A 15,726-nucleotide genomic window follows, 5' to 3' on the forward strand; every position below is an offset into this window, starting at 1 on the left:
TATATCAAGAAGATTCCTGCTAACTTCTCAATCTTAACTTCCTTCTATTGTACTTAGTTACTAACTGGTTCATAACTTCTGCAAAGATCAGCCCCATCGCAATGGCACCAGCCAGCATGAAGACCTTGGCGGCCAACTGAACGGCAACATAAAAATCATTTCCGACAAAATGCTTCATCGCATCATACGACAAACCTCCAGGCACGAGCGGGATGATTCCTGATATATTGAAAATTGTGATCGGCGTTTTATACCTTTTAGCAAAATACTGACTGATAACCGCAACGATAAATGCAGCCGCTAATGTTGCCATGATGCTGTTTATCTTATTTTCAACCAGAAAAAAGTATAAGATCCATCCTAACATCCCTACGAAACCACATTGTAACAATGAATTTTTTGGTACATTGAAGATGACTCCAAAGGCGGCTGAGGCAATGAAACTTGTAATAAGCTGTGCAATCATCATTCTACCTCCCCTTAAATCATAAGAAAACAAACGCAGCCGATATTCCTGCCCCAATGGCTAAAGCAGTCAAACCTGCATCAACACCCTTGGATAGGCCCGAAACCAAATGTCCTGCAATTAAATCCCTTGCTGCATTCGTAATTAACAGCCCTGGCACAAGCGGCATCACCGCTCCAATGATTATCTTGTCCAAATGACTTCCGACTCCAATCTGGACAAAGAACATAGCTGCTAGACCTACGACTAATGAGGCGATGAATTCAGCAAAAAAACGAACTTCCAGTAACCGGTGCAAATAAAACAGGCATGAGAAACCCATTCCTCCAGCTATACAGGACCAGATGAAATCATTCCACTGGCCTTGGAACATGATTAAAAAGCAGCCGCTCGATATAAACGCAGCAAAGACCTGTACCCACATGGGATACCCCATCCCTGCCTTTTCGATTTGTTTTAACTGTAAATAAGCTTCCTCCGGTGTCATTTCCTTGCTGGAAATGCTTCGGGATATACTGTTGACCAGCGTCACCTTATGTAAATCTGTAGATCGTTGGGAAACTCGAATTAATTTTGAAGCCGGGTGCATGCCATCCAGCGAAAAAATAATTCCTGTAGGGGTCGAAAAACTATGTGAGTCACCGCATCCAAACGCTGCAGCGATTCTTACCATCGTATCTTCCACCCGTGAAGTTTCCGCTCCGTTCTGAAGCATGATTTTTCCCGCAAGTAAACATACATCTATAATTTCATTGTATAGTAAACGTTCATCCATTTTATCCTCTCCATCACTTCCTGCATGAGTTTCCCTCTATAACAGATAACGATCATACCAAGTTAAATCCACCTCATAATAGCCCAATTCCCGTGAAAAGGATATAAAAATATTACCTATTTAATTTATCAATTCCATTAACCGCCACTTCAGACTTCCTTAGTACCAGTATTCCCCTTATTTCTTGCCGAAACCGTTTAGTTAACAGAAAGATTCATTTATAACCATAAATAAAAGGAGTGCGGGCACGAACCCTGCATCCCCTTTTTCCCGTCCAGTATGACTATACGCCCTTTTGAATGAAGCAATCCACGGTTTCATTAAACAAATCGCTTTCTTCCATAAATGGACAATGGCAACTATCTTCAAAGATTACTAGTTTGGAATTCGGAATATTTTCATGCAAATGTTCCCCTGCTGCAACAGGAATTACTTTTTCATGCCTTCCAAAACAGAGAAGTGTCGGAATATTGATTTTTGGCAAGAATTCACGATAGTCTACAATCGATTGGTCAAATAGAATGCTACTGGCAATGGATTCCGGCATTTTGGTCACTTCCCTAAGCATCCAGCTTGCATCCCCTACAGATAATTCATTGTTGAACATGGAAGCAAGGAAGCTTTGTAAAAATGGGGCACGATTCGTTTGAATTTCAGTCATGAAGGCAATCAACGTGTCCATATCAAATGCACCGATATTAAAATCGTGCCACTTAAAATCAGAGGCCAATTCATCCACAATCACGGTTGAATGAATATTTCCCTCACCGAATTGCTTAAGATAATCCCAGACGACAAATGCGCCCATGGACCAGCCTACAAGTATGACATCCTTTAACCCCAGTTTACCTATGAATGATTGAAGATCTTTTGCATAAACGGAGACCGTATTTCCGTAATGTACATGGTTTGACTGACCATGGCTTCTTAAATCAAGTAAGATTGTTCTATATTTCTCTGAAAAGTACGGAAGCTGCCTTTTAAAGAACCGGCTGCTCATCCACACACCATGGATAAAAATAACCGGTCTTCCCTGGCCCTTTTCTTCATAAAACAACCGAACGCCCTCTTCCACCTCAATAAATGCCATTCCATCCCTCCTCCACGATATTTTCAAATCCATTCCCTATTATTTATTGCGTTTCATCTTTTAACATTCCTTCCTATAAAAATATATTGTCAAACCTGATTTTAGAGTTGATAATGAAGTATATTTTATTGATATCTTCATCCTGAAAGGACGGAAATTTAATGAAGAGCTTTATCAAAAACTATCGATCCTCTTTAATATTACTGACTGCCATTATTATCGGTGGGATAGCTGGCGTGGTTTTCGGGGAAAAAACCTCGGTCTTACAGCCGCTAGGGGACTTATTCTTAAATCTGATGTTCACGATCATCGTGCCATTGGTATTTTTCAGCATTGCTTCAGCGATTGCCAATATGAGCGGAATGAAGCGTCTCGGAAAAATCATGGGAAGCATCGTTCTCGTTTTCCTGACAACAGCCGCTTTAGCTGCCGTCATTGGATTTATTGGGACAACCATCGTAAATCCGTTGGAAGGCACAGATACGACAGCCATTAAGGAACTGATGGAAAACAGTTCCCCTGAAGAGACCATCGAAGAAGTTTCTTTCTTCAGTCAGCTGGTCAACACTGTAACCGTTTCCGATTTCCCAGAACTGTTCTCTAGAAGCAATATGCTTCAGCTTATCGTTTTCTCGGTATTAATCGGACTTTCCACTGCACTGGTCGGGGAGAAAGCAAGACCGATTACCGAGTTTTTGACAGCGGGTACAGCTGTCATGATGAAGGTCGTCAAAATCGTCATGTACTATGCTCCAATTGGACTTGGTGCTTATTTTGCGGCGATAATCGGGCAGCTTGGGCCGCAGATTTTAGAAGGCTACGCTCGCACTTTCATTCTTTATCTAGTCTTGGCCTTGATTTATTATTTCGGCTTCTTCACTTTGTATGCCTTTATCGCAGGCGGGAAAGATGGAGTTAAACTATTTTGGAAAAACGCCCTGACACCATCCATTACAGCCATTGCAACTTGTTCTAGTGCCGCATCCATTCCAGTCAATCTGGAATCAGTCAAGAAAATGGGCGTGCCTAAGGATATAGCGGAGACTGTCATCCCACTCGGAGCCAACACTCATAAAGATGGTTCGGTATTCGGCGGGGTATTGAAAATCGTTTTCCTATTCAGCTTATTTGGAAAAGATATGACAAGCATATCAAGCATTTTAAGTATACTGGCTGTTGCCTTTTTGGTTGGAGCCGTTATGGGTGCCATTCCTGGGGGCGGCATGATTGGGGAAATGCTGATTCTGAGTGTATTCGGCTTCCCTGTTGAAGTCCTGCCGATCATTGCCGTTATATCTACGATCATCGATGCTCCTGCCACACTGCTTAACTCAACAGGAAACACCGTTTGTGCCATGCTTGTCACAAGGCTAGTTGAGGGAAAAAAATGGTTAAAACAAGCATTCATTAAAGAAGCTGTATGATTCTTATAACTGACTGGCTCCTGGTTAAAACAGGAGCCAGTTTTTTCATTTTTGCGACTTTCTTTCAAACAGTACTTTAATTGACAAGGGGTTCCTATCCCTTACATAGAATTAAAGACTGAAGGAGGGATTTGAATGTTAATGAAATGTTTACCTGCCGCAATCCTTATCACGGGACTATTATATATTTTTTTTATACCGGAAGAGCCTTTAATCATTAAAATCATGTTCAAGGTCATTCCCATGTTATTAATTTTGCTCTACGCCTTCACAAATGTGGGAAGACGGGATCGATACCAATCCTTCATACTTCTTGGTCTATTCTTTTGCATGCTTGGAGATGCTTTGTTAATCTGGTTCGTCATCGGGCTTTGTGCCTTCTTGATCGGCCACCTTTTCTATATTTCAGCATTCTTTAGACTGTGGAACTTTTCATGGCTCCGATTTGCTGTGATTCTTCCGATTAGCATTTACTCCACTTGGATTGGACGTGAAATTGTACATTCGTTAATTGAAAAAGGTGAACATGACCTCATCATCCCTGTAATCTGTTATGTAACGGTCATCTCCTTCATGGGCTGGGCGGCATTCATGACCGGCAATGCGGCCGTCATCATCGGCGGGGTCCTGTTCGTGATTTCCGACTCCATTTTATCTTGGAACAAATTCATCGATGATGTTGCCTATTCTGGACCACTGATCATGCTTACCTACTATGCAGCCCAGTTTTGCATCGCTAACAGCATTCGCATGAAACCTTCTTTCCAGTTATCGAAAGATTTGCAAAGTGAACGGCCAAACCTTTGAACCCCGAATACCCGTTCGTTTCACATGAAACAATTTTTGATTAAAAAAGGCATCCACAGCTCTAATGGAACTGTGGACGCCCTTTTTCAACCTTTAATTTTCTTAATGAAGACTACTTTTAAATAATCACCTTCCTTATATTCCCTGCTTGTTTTAAAATCAGCCGGTAATGAGAATTGTTCCATGATCTCATACTTTCCATTCATTTCCTTGAAAGCAACATCAATGAAGCTCTTGAATTTTTTCATGTCGAACGTACTGCAATTAGTTGAGGCGATAATGATCCCATTGTCTTCCGTAATGGAAATGGTATCCTTCAATAGATTCGTATAGTCTTTCCCGGCACTAAAAGTAAACTTCTTCGATTTGGCAAAGCTGGGCGGATCAAGGATGACCATTTCAAATTTCAATGCTTTCTTCACCGCATATTTAAAATACTTGAAAACATCCATCACCACGATATTGTGAGCTTCAGGATCTATGCCATTCACACTGAACTGCTCGATCGTCTTTGGTAAACTGCGATTCGCCAGGTCAACACTCGTTGTTTTAACTGCACCGCCTAAAGCGGCAAACACGGAGAATGCCCCCGTATAGGAGAACATATTCAACACCGTTTTCCCTTTTGAATATTCATCCCGGATTTTCTTTCTGACATCGCGTTGATCAAGGAAGACACCGACCATTGCCCCATCATTCAGATAAACAGCGAAGTGGACTCCATTTTCCTTTACAAGAAGCGGAAATGCCGGCTGTTCGCCCATGACAAAATCGTCTTCATCCACGTACTGCCCCTTTGTATCAAAGCGTTTCTTCTGATAAATCGATTTAACCTCGACCGTTTCCTGCAATGCCTTAATGATGTAGTCTTTAAAGGAATATATTCCTTTGCTATACCAGCTAATGACATAGTGACCATCATAATGATCAATGATTAAACCGCCAATTCCGTCACCTTCCCCATTAAACAAGCGGAAAGCGGTAGTCTCCCCATCTTCAAAAAATGACTTTCGGAATTCGCATGCTGCCTGGATTTTGCCGGTAAAGAAGGCTTGATCAATCTTTTCATCTTCTCTTTGGGTCAATACCCAGCCATAGCCCTTATTCTGTTTACCATAATATCCTTTTGCCAGAAACCGGTTGTTTTCATCCACCAAATGCACCAATGACCCCTCTTCCCTAAGGTCATTAAGGTTGGCTATCGACTCTTTAACAATCAAGGGAAAACCCTTGGCGATTTTACTCACGAACTTAGCTTTCACTTTTATATCTATTTCTTTTCCCATATTTATCATCCTATCTATGCATATGCTTTCCTCCCCATTTTACCCTAATCCCTTTATAAATAAAAACCAGCCCGGTTCCTTAACCAGGCTGGTTTCTAGAAAACTTTGATTATGAAACTTCCAAATGAAGATCTCCTGGCTTAACTTTACCCATCATCTTCAATACCCGATGCAATGCAAGTGTGATCAAAGCTGGCAATACCATACCCACTGCCACATAAACCAGGAACGTGTACAACCCCTGACCAGTTATTATGGCAATCGGGGCAATCATTGAACTTAACCCCATGCCTCCAAGCTCATACGGCACTTGAAAATCGAATGCCAAGGTAGCGATAGGCGCACAGATGATTGCAGCCACAAAAGGCGGAACGGCATATAATGGTTTCTTGATTAAGTTAGGAAATTGAACTTTTGGCGTAACGATCATCTGTGCCAGGAACCCGCCCATATCATTATCTTTATAAGACATGACAGTGAACCCTACAAACTGAACGGTACATCCGATTAGAGCTGCAGCACTGGAAACGGGATCTAATTGCAGAGCGATCGCCAGTGCAGCGGAAGACGCCGGTGTCATCAATAAAATGCTCCATACCAAGGCAATGACCATTGAACCGATTAAGGGAGAACCTGCGACCGCAGCGGTGGTTTGGCTGCTTATCCATGTTAGGAGCGGAGTGGTGACAAGAGCCAGGCCATATCCCGAAACTCCACCGACAAGAACTGCTCCCATTGGGATGGCCATGATGTCCAACTTCGTTTTGCCGATTAGGCGCTTACCTATATATGTTGCAATTACTGCTGCCAAGACAGCACTTAGCGGCTGACCCGTAACAATCGTGAAAGCACCCTCAGCAGTTCTATGAATGGCAGCACCCCCAACAGTACTTGAAGCCATGGCGCTAAAGATAATTAATGAATTTCCACCTAGCTGATATGCGATGCCTGCTCCTAAAGCCGGTGCCAGCAAGACCTTTGCGGCCCCGCCTATTGCCAGGAAGACCTCCCAATCTAAATATCCCCCTATGGATTCAAACAATAACCCGATCCCTAATGTAACCAAAACAGCGTTGGCTATCCCTGTCGATGCCTTGTACATTCGATCGCTGAAGTATTCTTTCCTGCTCACTATATCTCCACTCCTTATTAATTATCAAAATATTCAATTTTGTAAAATGCAAAAAAAATAAAGGTCTTCATTTTAAAAGCCTATTAAGTATATTGCACCGCTTCCTATAACGTCTGCTCGTATAATAACATGAATTTTCTGATAATGTAAGAAGTATTTTTATTCTAATAAAATAAAAGCGTTTTCAAAAATAAAGGTTTAACCCATTATTATACAAGAAAATACTAATATTATATTATTCCAAAATAGATTTTCCTTTTTTAGGATGTGCTACATGGAAGATATTTCGAGACATTTGCGACAAAAAAAAGAACCCGATTCAAGGATTCTCTCACTAGCTGGATATCTCGCTCTAATAGAGACCCACCTTATTCTTATTGAAAACCTTCCAATGTTGCAAAAGTGTCCTTCAAAAATTGGTAAAACAATTTCTCCGTTGGCATAAGTTCCCTATCAGTTGGAACGATGACCCCTACAGCCCTGGTTACCGACGGTTCCTCCAGCGGCAATTTAACCGTAAAACGTGGCAAGCTATCAATCAAGGAAATCTCAGGTATCAAGGTTATACCCAACCCTGCCCCCACCAGGCCTTTTATAGCATCAGTATCTTTTCCTTCAAATGCCACTTCCGGTTCAAAACCATGCAGTTTGCAAGCTTTCATGACAAGATCCCTTAAAACATAGCCCTTTGGAGATAGGATGAACGGATTTCCTTTAAGCTCATTCAAGCATAGTGATTTCTTCAAGGCCAAAGGATGACTTTCTGGTAAAAGGGCAACTAAGTTCTCAATAAATAGCGTTTCACCTTTGATTTTCTTTTCATTCGTCGGCAGAGGACCGATCAAGGCCATGTTAATATTACCTTTTATTACCGAATCTATCAGGTATCGATATGAGCCTTGTTTCAAAGTGAACTTTGCCTGCGGATAACTTTCCCTGAATTCGGAAATGACCCTTGGCAATACATAAGAAGCCAAACTGCTGGGAAAGCCAATGCGGATTGTCCCTTTTTCTGGATCCAGACTTTCAGCCATCTCACGCTTGGCACGATCGATTATATCCATAGCTTGTTCCATATTCATTAAAAATGTATGTCCTATAGGCGTCAATCTGATCTTTCGGCCTTCCCGGATAAATAGGGGAACACCTAATTCTTCTTCTAAATTGTAGATTTGACGACTGACTGCCGACTGGGCAACATGCAAGTTCACCGCTGCTTCCGTCATATGTTCACGCTTTGCCACTTCAATGAAATATTCGATTTGCCTTAATTCCACTCTAAGCTCCCTCTTCCATATCAAAACAGCATGTTACTTATCTAATATTCAGATTGTTTGTTTTATTTTTAAATTATATCATGAAAGTATCGTATAAAGACTGATATCTTATTCAATTGTATTTTAAGAATAAATTACCTTAAGGGAGAGAGAACAATGACCACTTCACAAGAAGTCGAGCATACGGAATTACAAGTTGCCAAAGAGTTCGTAAGTCAAGTATATGCACAGGTGAAGGAGCGCAATCCCCACGAAAGTGAGTTCCATCAAGCCGTAAAAGAGATATTCCTTTCATTGGTCCCCGTTTTTGCAAAACATCCTGAATATATGAAAAGCGGAATATTGGAGAGGCTGGTTGAACCCGAAAGAATGATCACCTTCCGTGTTTCATGGGTTGATGACCTGGGAAATGTTCAAGTTAACCGTGGTTTTCGTGTACAATTCAACAGTGCAATCGGGCCATTCAAAGGCGGTCTTCGATTCCATCCCACTGTCAATTCCAGCATCATTAAGTTTCTTGGTTTCGAGCAAATCTTTAAAAACTCTCTTACTGGCCAGCCGATCGGTGGGGGAAAAGGCGGATCGGACTTCGATCCTAAAGGAAAATCGGACGCGGAAATCATGCGTTTTTGCCAAAGTTTCATGACAGAACTAGCTCGCTATATCGGACCTGATACAGATGTACCGGCTGGAGATATCGGAGTCGGTGCAAGGGAGATCGGTTACCTGTTCGGTCAGTATAAAAAGATGCAAGGCAGCTACCATGCTGGTGTCTTAACCGGTAAAGGCATAAGTTACGGCGGAAGTTTGGCCCGTACAGAAGCGACTGGTTATGGAACGGTTTACTTCGTCGAAGAAATGCTAAAAGACAAAGGATTACAATTCCATGGCAGCACTGTCGTTATCTCCGGATCTGGCAATGTATCCATTTATGCCATTGAAAAAGCTACACAGCTAGGCGCAAAAGTTGTTGCATGCAGCGACTCCAATGGCTATATATATGATGAAAATGGTCTGAACCTTGACACAGTTCGACGTCTAAAAGAAGTGGAACGAAAACGTTTGAGCGAGTATGTCGATGCTCACCCGGAAGCCGTATACCATGAAGGAAGCTATGGCATTTGGTCTGTACCATGTGACATCGCACTGCCTTGTGCCACACAAAATGAAATCGATGAAGAAGCAGCAAAATTACTGGTCAAAAACAATGTGAAGGCAGTTGGTGAGGGTGCTAATATGCCCTCAACCCTCGAGGCCATTGATGTATTCCTTAATAACGGCATCCTTTTTGGACCAGCAAAAGCGGCCAATGCAGGCGGCGTTGCCGTGTCTGCACTTGAAATGGCCCAAAACAGTGCCAGAATGCCTTGGACTTTTGAAGATGTCGATGCCAAGCTGCACGAGATCATGAAAAACATCTATAAAAATAGTGTAGAGGCCGCAGAGGCATATGGTGTGCCTGGCAACTTAGTTGTCGGGGCCAATATTGCCGGATTCCTTAAAGTGGCGGATGCGATGCTGACTCAAGGTATACTCTAGCAATCAGTTGATTTAGGAGGCGGTTCCGACAAGGACCGCCTTACTTTTGTAAAAGAGCGTTTTCACTTTCTTATCCCACTCATTCATTTCAATTCAAGCTGGGTATCCACAATTAGATAACATCAATTGGATTAAAAACATTTCTTTCTTACGACAAAAAAGAGTGCCGGAAAAGTTCCGGCACTCTTTTTGTTGAAAGACAATCATTCTTTTGTGACCAATTTCAATGGAACGGATATTGTGTCATCCACTTTGTCACCTTTTAGGATTTTTTCAGCCGCATTAACCGCTTCTTCACCGATAAGTGCCGGTTGTTGGGCGATTGTAGCTTTTAGTTCACCGTTTTCAACTGCTTTCAATGCATCATCATTTCCGTCAAAACCAACCACGATGATGTCTTTTCCTGCTGCCTTGATTGCTTCAATGGCTCCTAGTGCCATTTCATCATTATGGGCGAATACCGCTTGGATGTCTTTATTGCCTTGCAGGATATTTTCCATGACATTAAGCCCTTTTGTCCGGTCGAATTCCGCCGTTTGGCTTGTCAGGACATCTAACTGCTTGTCCGCAATATTGTGGAAACCTTTCCCGCGTTCACGAGTTGCGGATGCTCCGGATACCCCTTCAAGCTCCACTACTTTCGCTTTATCGCCAAGCTCCTTAACTAGATATTCTGCAGCCATTTCCCCGCCAGCCACATTGTCGGAAGCGATGAATGTTTCAATGTCACCTTCGTCTGAAGAGCGGTCAATCGTGATAACTGGAATGCCTGCTTCATTTGCTGATTGAACGGCTGAAGATATTGCCGCAGAGTCAGTAGGATTCACAAGAAGGACATCAACCTTTTGAAGAATTAAATCTTCAATTCCGCTAATTTGTTTTGCCGTATCATCTTGGGCGTCAACAACTGTGACTTTCATGCCTTTTTCTTTTGCTTCTTTTTCAATGCCATCTTTTAAGGAAACGAAGAATGGGTTGTTTAAAGTAGAGATGCTGACTCCGACTTTCACGTCTTTCATGGAGCCTTTCTTTTCTTTTTTATCATCCGATAAACCAGAGTCCATTGAACAGGCAGCCAAGACCATTAAAGAAAGAACCAGGATAATTGATACTATTTTTTTCATTGATTACACCTCTTCTTATGATTTTTTACGGTCAAGTAAGACCGCGATTAATATAACTGCACCCTTTACCACTTGCTGGTAGAAAGAGGATACACCAAGTAAATTCATGCCGTTATTCAAGGTACCGATGATCAGGACACCCACCAGCGTACCGAACAACCGCCCTTTACCGCCTGAAAGGCTCGTTCCGCCTAGCACCACGGCTGCAATGGCATCCATTTCATAGGATTGGCCTGCAGTCGGCTGTGCCGAATTCAGACGGGATGTTAAAATGGCACCAGCGATTGCCGCCATCGTACCGGCCAGACCATATATGGCCACCTTGACTCGGTCAACTTTAATCCCTGAAATACGGGAAGCCTTTTCATTTCCCCCAATGGCATATGTTTTACGGCCAAAGGATGTTTTATGAAGCAGGAACCATAGGATCAAGAAAGCGATGACCATCACCACGGCAGGTACTGGCAGTCCCAGGAAGTAACCTCTCCCAAGCATCTGGAACATTTCAGAATCACCGATTCCAGTAATCGGCTTTCCATCTGTATACACAAGCGTTAATCCCCGGAAAATCGTCATGGTTGCCAGTGTCACGATGAAAGGGGCCATTTTTCCCTTTGAAACGAGAATCCCATTGATTACACCCATTATTGCACCTAGTAGAATCCCTACTAGTATAGCTAAAATCGGATCTAATCCCGAGACCATCATACCAGCCATAAGTGCGCTGGATAGAGCTAAAATGGAACCGACGGACAAGTCGATGCCACCTGTCAATATGATAAAAGTCATTCCAAATGCAATAAGTGCATTGATGGAGGTTTGACGCAATAAATTCAAAATATTATTCGGTTCCATGAATGATGGATTTAAAACGGTTATTACGATAAATAAAAGTACCAGGGCGAGTAACGGACCAAATTTCTGCCAGATCCCGCTTTTCCCTGTAGCCTCAAGTTTCATCCTAGTTCCCTCCTGTCGCCAGAGCCATAATTTTTTCTTGTGTCGCTTCCTGCTTTAACAATTCCCCAGCAATTTCACCTTCGTGAACCACAAGGATTCTATCACTCATTCCAATGATTTCGGGAAGTTCTGACGAAACCATGATGATGGCTATGCCCCGCTCCGTCAATTCATTCATCAATTCATAAATTTCACGTTTCGCACCAACATCTATGCCCCGGGTCGGTTCATCCATGATTAAAACTTTAGGGGAAGTGCCGATCCACTTGGCTATTACCACCTTCTGTTGATTTCCTCCGGATAGATTGCCGATGACCGTTTCGGCAGAAGATGTCTTCACATGAAGTCGCTTAATCATCATTTCGGCAAAGTTCATCTCATCTTCCGTTTTTACGATTCCGCCAGGAGCAAAACTCTTGAGATTCGGCAAGCCGATATTTTCCCTTACAGAAAAGTCCAGGATTAACCCCTCTTCTTTACGATTTTCCGTAATGAAAGCCAGGCCGTGCCGAACTGCATCAGTTGGTTTCCGTATGGAAACTTTTTTGCCCTCAATGGTAATTTCACCACTGTCTATTTGATCGACACCAAATAGGGCGCGCATTATTTCTGTTCTGCCTGCTCCCATTAATCCGGCTACACCGACAATCTCACCTTGCCGAACCGAGAAATGGATATCTTCAAAAAGCCCCTTTTTAGTTAAACCTTTTACATCAAGGACTATGTCTCCAGCATTCGCTTCACGATGAGGAAACCGATCCTCCAGCTCCCGCCCGACCATTTTCTGAACGACTTCATCGAAATTTGTATCTGCAATTCTTTTCGTATCGACTGTTTTACCGTCACGCATTACGGTGATCCTGTCACAAATGGCGAATATTTCTTCCATTCGGTGAGAAATATAAACAAGCGATACTCCCTTTTTGGTAAGTCCCTTCATCACTTCAAAGAGCTTCTCTATTTCTCTATCAGTTAAAGCGGCTGTGGGCTCGTCCATGATGATGACTTCGGCATCCGTCATGAGCGCCTTGGCAATTTCAATCATTTGCTGTTCCCCGACAGAACAAAGTCCGGCTTCCTTATCAAAAGGAAGGGAAATATTAAGTGTTTTAAAAATCTCGTTTGCACGCGCTTTCATTTGCTTCGTCTTCAGGACACCGAAGGCATTCACCATTTCCCTGCCGATAAAGAGATTCTCAAGCACAGTCATTTCCGGCCAAATATTCAATTCTTGACGGATAAAGGCCATTCCCGCCTCTTCCGCTTCCTTTGAATCCTTGAATGAGGTTTCTTTACCGTTAATCTCAATCGTTCCTTGATCTTGTTTGTGCAGCCCGGTCAAAATGTTCATCAAGGTTGATTTCCCCGCTCCATTTTCCCCCATTAGTGCATGTACTTCCCCAGCCTCTAAAGAAAAATGAACACCTTCCAATACCTTGTTTTGACCAAATGCTTTATAAATATTGTGCATTTCGATTTGCATGCTCATCATCTCATTTCTTTAAAAGAATACTCCAGACTGCAATATGCAATTTGAATATGGCGTCGTCTCCCCGGTCCGGATTATTGCTTTCGCGTTACTTGTCAGCCTTTTAAAATCCTCATGGGAAACATATTCAATCGCTGCTCCGAATTGCTGCTCCATGTATTGATGCTGTTCAGGGTTTTTAACCTTCACTTCTGTGGCAGCGATAACTTTTTCAACAACCATATCTTCGTGAACCGCCCGGACGACATCTTGAAATGATGGTGTTCCAGGCGTCAATGCTAAGTCTATCTTGCAAACTCCCGGTGGTACCGGCAGCCCGGCATCACCTACGACAATATAATCGGTATGACCAAGGTCAACCAGGACCTTGGCTATTGAACTGTTGATGATTCCTTGTCGTTTCATGCTTCAAAGCCCCTCTCGACCTCTAATCTTTGCGGCATGCCACCTTGAGCGCCTAACTTCGTCACGGAAATGGAGGCTGCCCGGTTCGCGAATGACAAACATTCGTCAAAACTTTTTCCTTCTGCAACCGCCACGGCAAAGGCAGCATTGAATGTATCCCCTGCGCCTGTTGTATCCACCGCTTCGACTTCAAAGCTTGGAACAACCTTTTCTTCATGTCCGTCAAAATAACGGACGCCATTTTTTCCTTCGGTAATGAATAATTTATTGGGATACTCAGTCAAGACTTTCGTTCTATCTCTCCCATTGAATAGAATCTCGAATTCATGTTCATTCGGAGTAAGGAATGACGCCTGCTGAATGACAGCCTCGCTTAGCTTGCGGGCGGGAGCTGGGTTCAATAGTAATCTCATTTGAAGCCTGTTGCACATTTCAGCCAGATATTCCACGGTTTCCTCTGGTATTTCCTGCTGAACCATCACGATATCCGATTCCTCTATCACCTTTTTCGCCTTTTGTACATATTCGGGAGTAATGAAATCATTCGCACCTTTAACAACAATAATGCTGTTATCACCTTCCGAAAGGGTAATGTGTGCTGTCCCGGAAGCGGAACCTGTAACCGGTTCCACATACTCCGTATTTACATGATTTTTTTTCAGGTTTTCTAAGATGATCTCTCCATAGACATCATCCCCTACACATCCAACCATTGACACTTCTGCACCAAGACGTGCCGCTGCAACAGCCTGATTGGCTCCCTTTCCTCCAGGGACCGTGATAAATGACTCTCCTAAAACCGTTTCCCCGGCCATTGGCCTCTTAGTCGATGTCACCACTAAATCCATTGAAGAACTTCCCACTACTGCAATTCTAATCATGTCTTCTCCGCCTTCCTTCTCGTTGTTTGTCTCTCCACAAAAGAAACAGGGAGCTTTTTATGTGTTACTTCCACTTTTTCTTGATCGATCTTTTTAATTAGCATTTCTGCCGCTTGTGCCCCCATCTCATAGGCTGGCTGCCGAATTGTCGATAACGGTGGGTGCAATAACGCCGTGAAGGAGATATCATCATAGCCGATCAATTGTATGTCTTCCGGTATTCGTATTCCCCGTTTTAAAATCTCTTGAAGTGCGGCAGCTGCAACAATATCATTACAAGCAATGATTCCATCAGTTTCCGGATATTTCTCGAACAGCTGCTTCACGCAAGTTTGGCCGCCCTGAAGTGTTAGGGATGAATCCATGACTTGCACGTTCACTTTTGCTTGTTTTAATTCCTCCAGTGCTGCCATGTACCGTTCATATACAGGCTTTATTTCTACTGGCCCCCTAATGAGGACGATATTCGTACTGCCTCTATCCAGCAATACGCGTGCTGCCAGTTTACCGCCTGTTTTTTGATCGGAATAAACAGCTGGTAATTTCTCTCCCGTACGGTCGAGAAGGACTACTGGAATATCCAGATTATCGAAATTTTCATTGGCTTCTTCACTAGTGGAAGCAATCATGCCCACTACATTATTTTGCAGAAAAGTGTCAATATATTCTATTTCTTTATCTCTCTTTTCATCACTATTTCCAAAAATTAACCGATATCCAAATTGCTGCAGATAATCCTCGACACCCCTTGCCATTTCTGGGAAGAAGGGATTCGTAATGTCCGGCAAAATCAAACCAACCAATTTGGATTTACGTTTGTAAAGGGATCTTGCCACTTCATTCGGTTTATAATTTAATTTTTCAACAGCTGCCATGACCACCTTTTTTGTGTCCTCATGTGCATAACCACTGCCATTCATAACTCTGGAAACCGTTGCCACAGAAACCCCAGCTTCCTTTGCCACATCCCGAATAGTTGCCAATATATCACCCTCAATAATTTTGTGTAACCGTTTACACATAGCTTATCACCAAATTATATGAACGGCAAGCCCTATTCCGAAGATAATT

At 42.8% G+C, this 15,726-nt stretch carries 15 protein-coding genes; 3 read left to right on the top strand and 12 right to left on the bottom strand.

The window, feature by feature from the left end:
• Positions 1 to 19 precede the first annotated feature (19 nt).
• From ACQKFG_RS16410 to ACQKFG_RS16420, 3 genes are all read right to left on the bottom strand, one after another.
• Positions 20 to 469, bottom strand: coding sequence for a threonine/serine exporter family protein (locus tag ACQKFG_RS16410; protein ID WP_427560684.1), 450 nt, complete (start codon positions 467 to 469; stop codon positions 20 to 22).
• Between the two features lie 16 nt (positions 470 to 485).
• A complete protein-coding gene (locus tag ACQKFG_RS16415) occupies positions 486 to 1,241 on the bottom strand; it encodes a threonine/serine exporter family protein (protein WP_192207335.1) in 756 nt (251 codons plus the stop codon).
• Between the two features lie 283 nt (positions 1,242 to 1,524).
• Positions 1,525 to 2,331 (bottom strand): alpha/beta fold hydrolase, encoded by an 807-nt coding sequence (locus tag ACQKFG_RS16420; RefSeq protein WP_427560688.1) that lies wholly within the window; start codon positions 2,329 to 2,331, stop codon positions 1,525 to 1,527.
• A 161-nt stretch (positions 2,332 to 2,492) separates the two neighbouring features.
• Between ACQKFG_RS16420 and ACQKFG_RS16425 the strand changes: the two genes are divergently transcribed.
• Positions 2,493 to 3,755, top strand: coding sequence for a dicarboxylate/amino acid:cation symporter (locus ACQKFG_RS16425; RefSeq protein ID WP_192207337.1), 1,263 nt, complete (start codon positions 2,493 to 2,495; stop codon positions 3,753 to 3,755).
• Positions 3,756 to 3,890: 135 nt separating this feature from the next.
• Complete coding sequence (locus ACQKFG_RS16430; RefSeq protein ID WP_427560692.1) at positions 3,891 to 4,562, top strand: lysoplasmalogenase; 672 nt, start codon at positions 3,891 to 3,893, stop codon at positions 4,560 to 4,562.
• Between the two features lie 86 nt (positions 4,563 to 4,648).
• Here ACQKFG_RS16430 and ACQKFG_RS16435 read toward each other — a convergent pair whose 3' ends face one another.
• The 3 genes from ACQKFG_RS16435 to ACQKFG_RS16445 all read right to left on the bottom strand — a co-directional run bounded on the left by ACQKFG_RS16435 (position 4,649) and on the right by ACQKFG_RS16445 (position 8,257).
• A complete protein-coding gene (locus tag ACQKFG_RS16435) occupies positions 4,649 to 5,848 on the bottom strand; it encodes a class I SAM-dependent rRNA methyltransferase (protein ID WP_192207339.1) in 1,200 nt (399 codons plus the stop codon).
• A 109-nt stretch (positions 5,849 to 5,957) separates the two neighbouring features.
• Positions 5,958 to 6,950 carry a PTS transporter subunit IIC gene (locus ACQKFG_RS16440; RefSeq protein WP_427560813.1) on the bottom strand — a complete coding sequence of 331 codons (993 nt, stop codon included), beginning with the start codon at positions 6,948 to 6,950 and terminating at the stop codon, positions 5,958 to 5,960.
• A gap of 404 nt (positions 6,951 to 7,354) precedes the next feature.
• The gene (locus tag ACQKFG_RS16445) at positions 7,355 to 8,257 is read right to left on the bottom strand and encodes a LysR family transcriptional regulator (protein WP_192207340.1); all 903 of its coding nucleotides are present in this window, start codon (positions 8,255 to 8,257) and stop codon (positions 7,355 to 7,357) included.
• A gap of 156 nt (positions 8,258 to 8,413) precedes the next feature.
• On the opposite strand from ACQKFG_RS16445, the gene gdhA reads away from it, so the two are divergent.
• A complete protein-coding gene (gene gdhA, locus ACQKFG_RS16450; protein WP_192207341.1) occupies positions 8,414 to 9,796 on the top strand; it encodes an NADP-specific glutamate dehydrogenase in 1,383 nt (460 codons plus the stop codon).
• A 203-nt stretch (positions 9,797 to 9,999) separates the two neighbouring features.
• Here the strand turns inward: gdhA and rbsB are convergent, their stop codons facing one another.
• Genes rbsB through ACQKFG_RS16480 form a run of 6 tightly spaced genes read right to left on the bottom strand, consistent with a single transcriptional unit; the run spans position 10,000 to position 15,638 of the window.
• Entirely contained in the window at positions 10,000 to 10,920 is a 921-nt protein-coding gene (gene rbsB, locus ACQKFG_RS16455; protein WP_427560697.1) for a ribose ABC transporter substrate-binding protein RbsB, read from the bottom strand.
• Positions 10,921 to 10,935: 15 nt separating this feature from the next.
• Positions 10,936 to 11,880, bottom strand: a complete 945-nt coding sequence (locus ACQKFG_RS16460; protein WP_192207343.1) for an ABC transporter permease — start codon at positions 11,878 to 11,880, stop codon at positions 10,936 to 10,938.
• Between the two features lies 1 nt (position 11,881).
• Positions 11,882 to 13,363 carry a sugar ABC transporter ATP-binding protein gene (locus tag ACQKFG_RS16465; RefSeq protein WP_192207344.1) on the bottom strand — a complete coding sequence of 494 codons (1,482 nt, stop codon included), beginning with the start codon at positions 13,361 to 13,363 and terminating at the stop codon, positions 11,882 to 11,884.
• A gap of 18 nt (positions 13,364 to 13,381) precedes the next feature.
• A complete protein-coding gene (gene rbsD / locus ACQKFG_RS16470; protein ID WP_034316088.1) occupies positions 13,382 to 13,774 on the bottom strand; it encodes a D-ribose pyranase in 393 nt (130 codons plus the stop codon).
• Complete coding sequence (rbsK, locus tag ACQKFG_RS16475) at positions 13,771 to 14,655, bottom strand: ribokinase (protein ID WP_427560702.1); 885 nt, start codon at positions 14,653 to 14,655, stop codon at positions 13,771 to 13,773. The genes rbsD and rbsK overlap by 4 nt, the downstream gene beginning before the upstream one ends.
• On the bottom strand, positions 14,652 to 15,638 hold the full coding sequence (locus ACQKFG_RS16480; RefSeq protein ID WP_427560705.1) for a LacI family DNA-binding transcriptional regulator: 987 nt from the start codon (positions 15,636 to 15,638) through the stop codon (positions 14,652 to 14,654). Before ACQKFG_RS16480 ends, rbsK begins: the two co-directional genes overlap by 4 nt.
• Between the last annotated feature and the right edge of the window lie 88 nt (positions 15,639 to 15,726).

This window comes from Peribacillus sp. NPDC076916, from assembly GCF_050269675.1.
Lineage (GTDB): Bacteria > Bacillota > Bacilli > Bacillales > DSM-1321 > Peribacillus > Peribacillus aracenensis.

What these genes read in the sequence shown, in the direction of transcription:
- ACQKFG_RS16410 (WP_427560684.1), bottom strand. Translation starts at nt 469, where the DNA reads ATGATGATTGCACAGCTTATTACAAGTTTCATTGCCTCAGCCGCCTTT.
- ACQKFG_RS16415 (WP_192207335.1), bottom strand. Translation starts at nt 1,241, where the DNA reads ATGGATGAACGTTTACTATACAATGAAATTATAGATGTATGTTTACTT.
- ACQKFG_RS16420 (WP_427560688.1), bottom strand. Translation starts at nt 2,331, where the DNA reads ATGGCATTTATTGAGGTGGAAGAGGGCGTTCGGTTGTTTTATGAAGAA.
- ACQKFG_RS16425 (WP_192207337.1), top strand. Translation starts at nt 2,493, where the DNA reads ATGAAGAGCTTTATCAAAAACTATCGATCCTCTTTAATATTACTGACT.
- ACQKFG_RS16430 (WP_427560692.1), top strand. Translation starts at nt 3,891, where the DNA reads ATGTTAATGAAATGTTTACCTGCCGCAATCCTTATCACGGGACTATTA.
- ACQKFG_RS16435 (WP_192207339.1), bottom strand. Translation starts at nt 5,848, where the DNA reads ATGGGAAAAGAAATAGATATAAAAGTGAAAGCTAAGTTCGTGAGTAAA.
- ACQKFG_RS16440 (WP_427560813.1), bottom strand. Translation starts at nt 6,950, where the DNA reads ATGTACAAGGCATCGACAGGGATAGCCAACGCTGTTTTGGTTACATTA.
- gdhA (WP_192207341.1), top strand. Translation starts at nt 8,414, where the DNA reads ATGACCACTTCACAAGAAGTCGAGCATACGGAATTACAAGTTGCCAAA.
- rbsB (WP_427560697.1), bottom strand. Translation starts at nt 10,920, where the DNA reads ATGAAAAAAATAGTATCAATTATCCTGGTTCTTTCTTTAATGGTCTTG.
- ACQKFG_RS16460 (WP_192207343.1), bottom strand. Translation starts at nt 11,880, where the DNA reads ATGAAACTTGAGGCTACAGGGAAAAGCGGGATCTGGCAGAAATTTGGT.
- ACQKFG_RS16465 (WP_192207344.1), bottom strand. Translation starts at nt 13,363, where the DNA reads ATGCAAATCGAAATGCACAATATTTATAAAGCATTTGGTCAAAACAAG.
- rbsD (WP_034316088.1), bottom strand. Translation starts at nt 13,774, where the DNA reads ATGAAACGACAAGGAATCATCAACAGTTCAATAGCCAAGGTCCTGGTT.
- rbsK (WP_427560702.1), bottom strand. Translation starts at nt 14,655, where the DNA reads ATGATTAGAATTGCAGTAGTGGGAAGTTCTTCAATGGATTTAGTGGTG.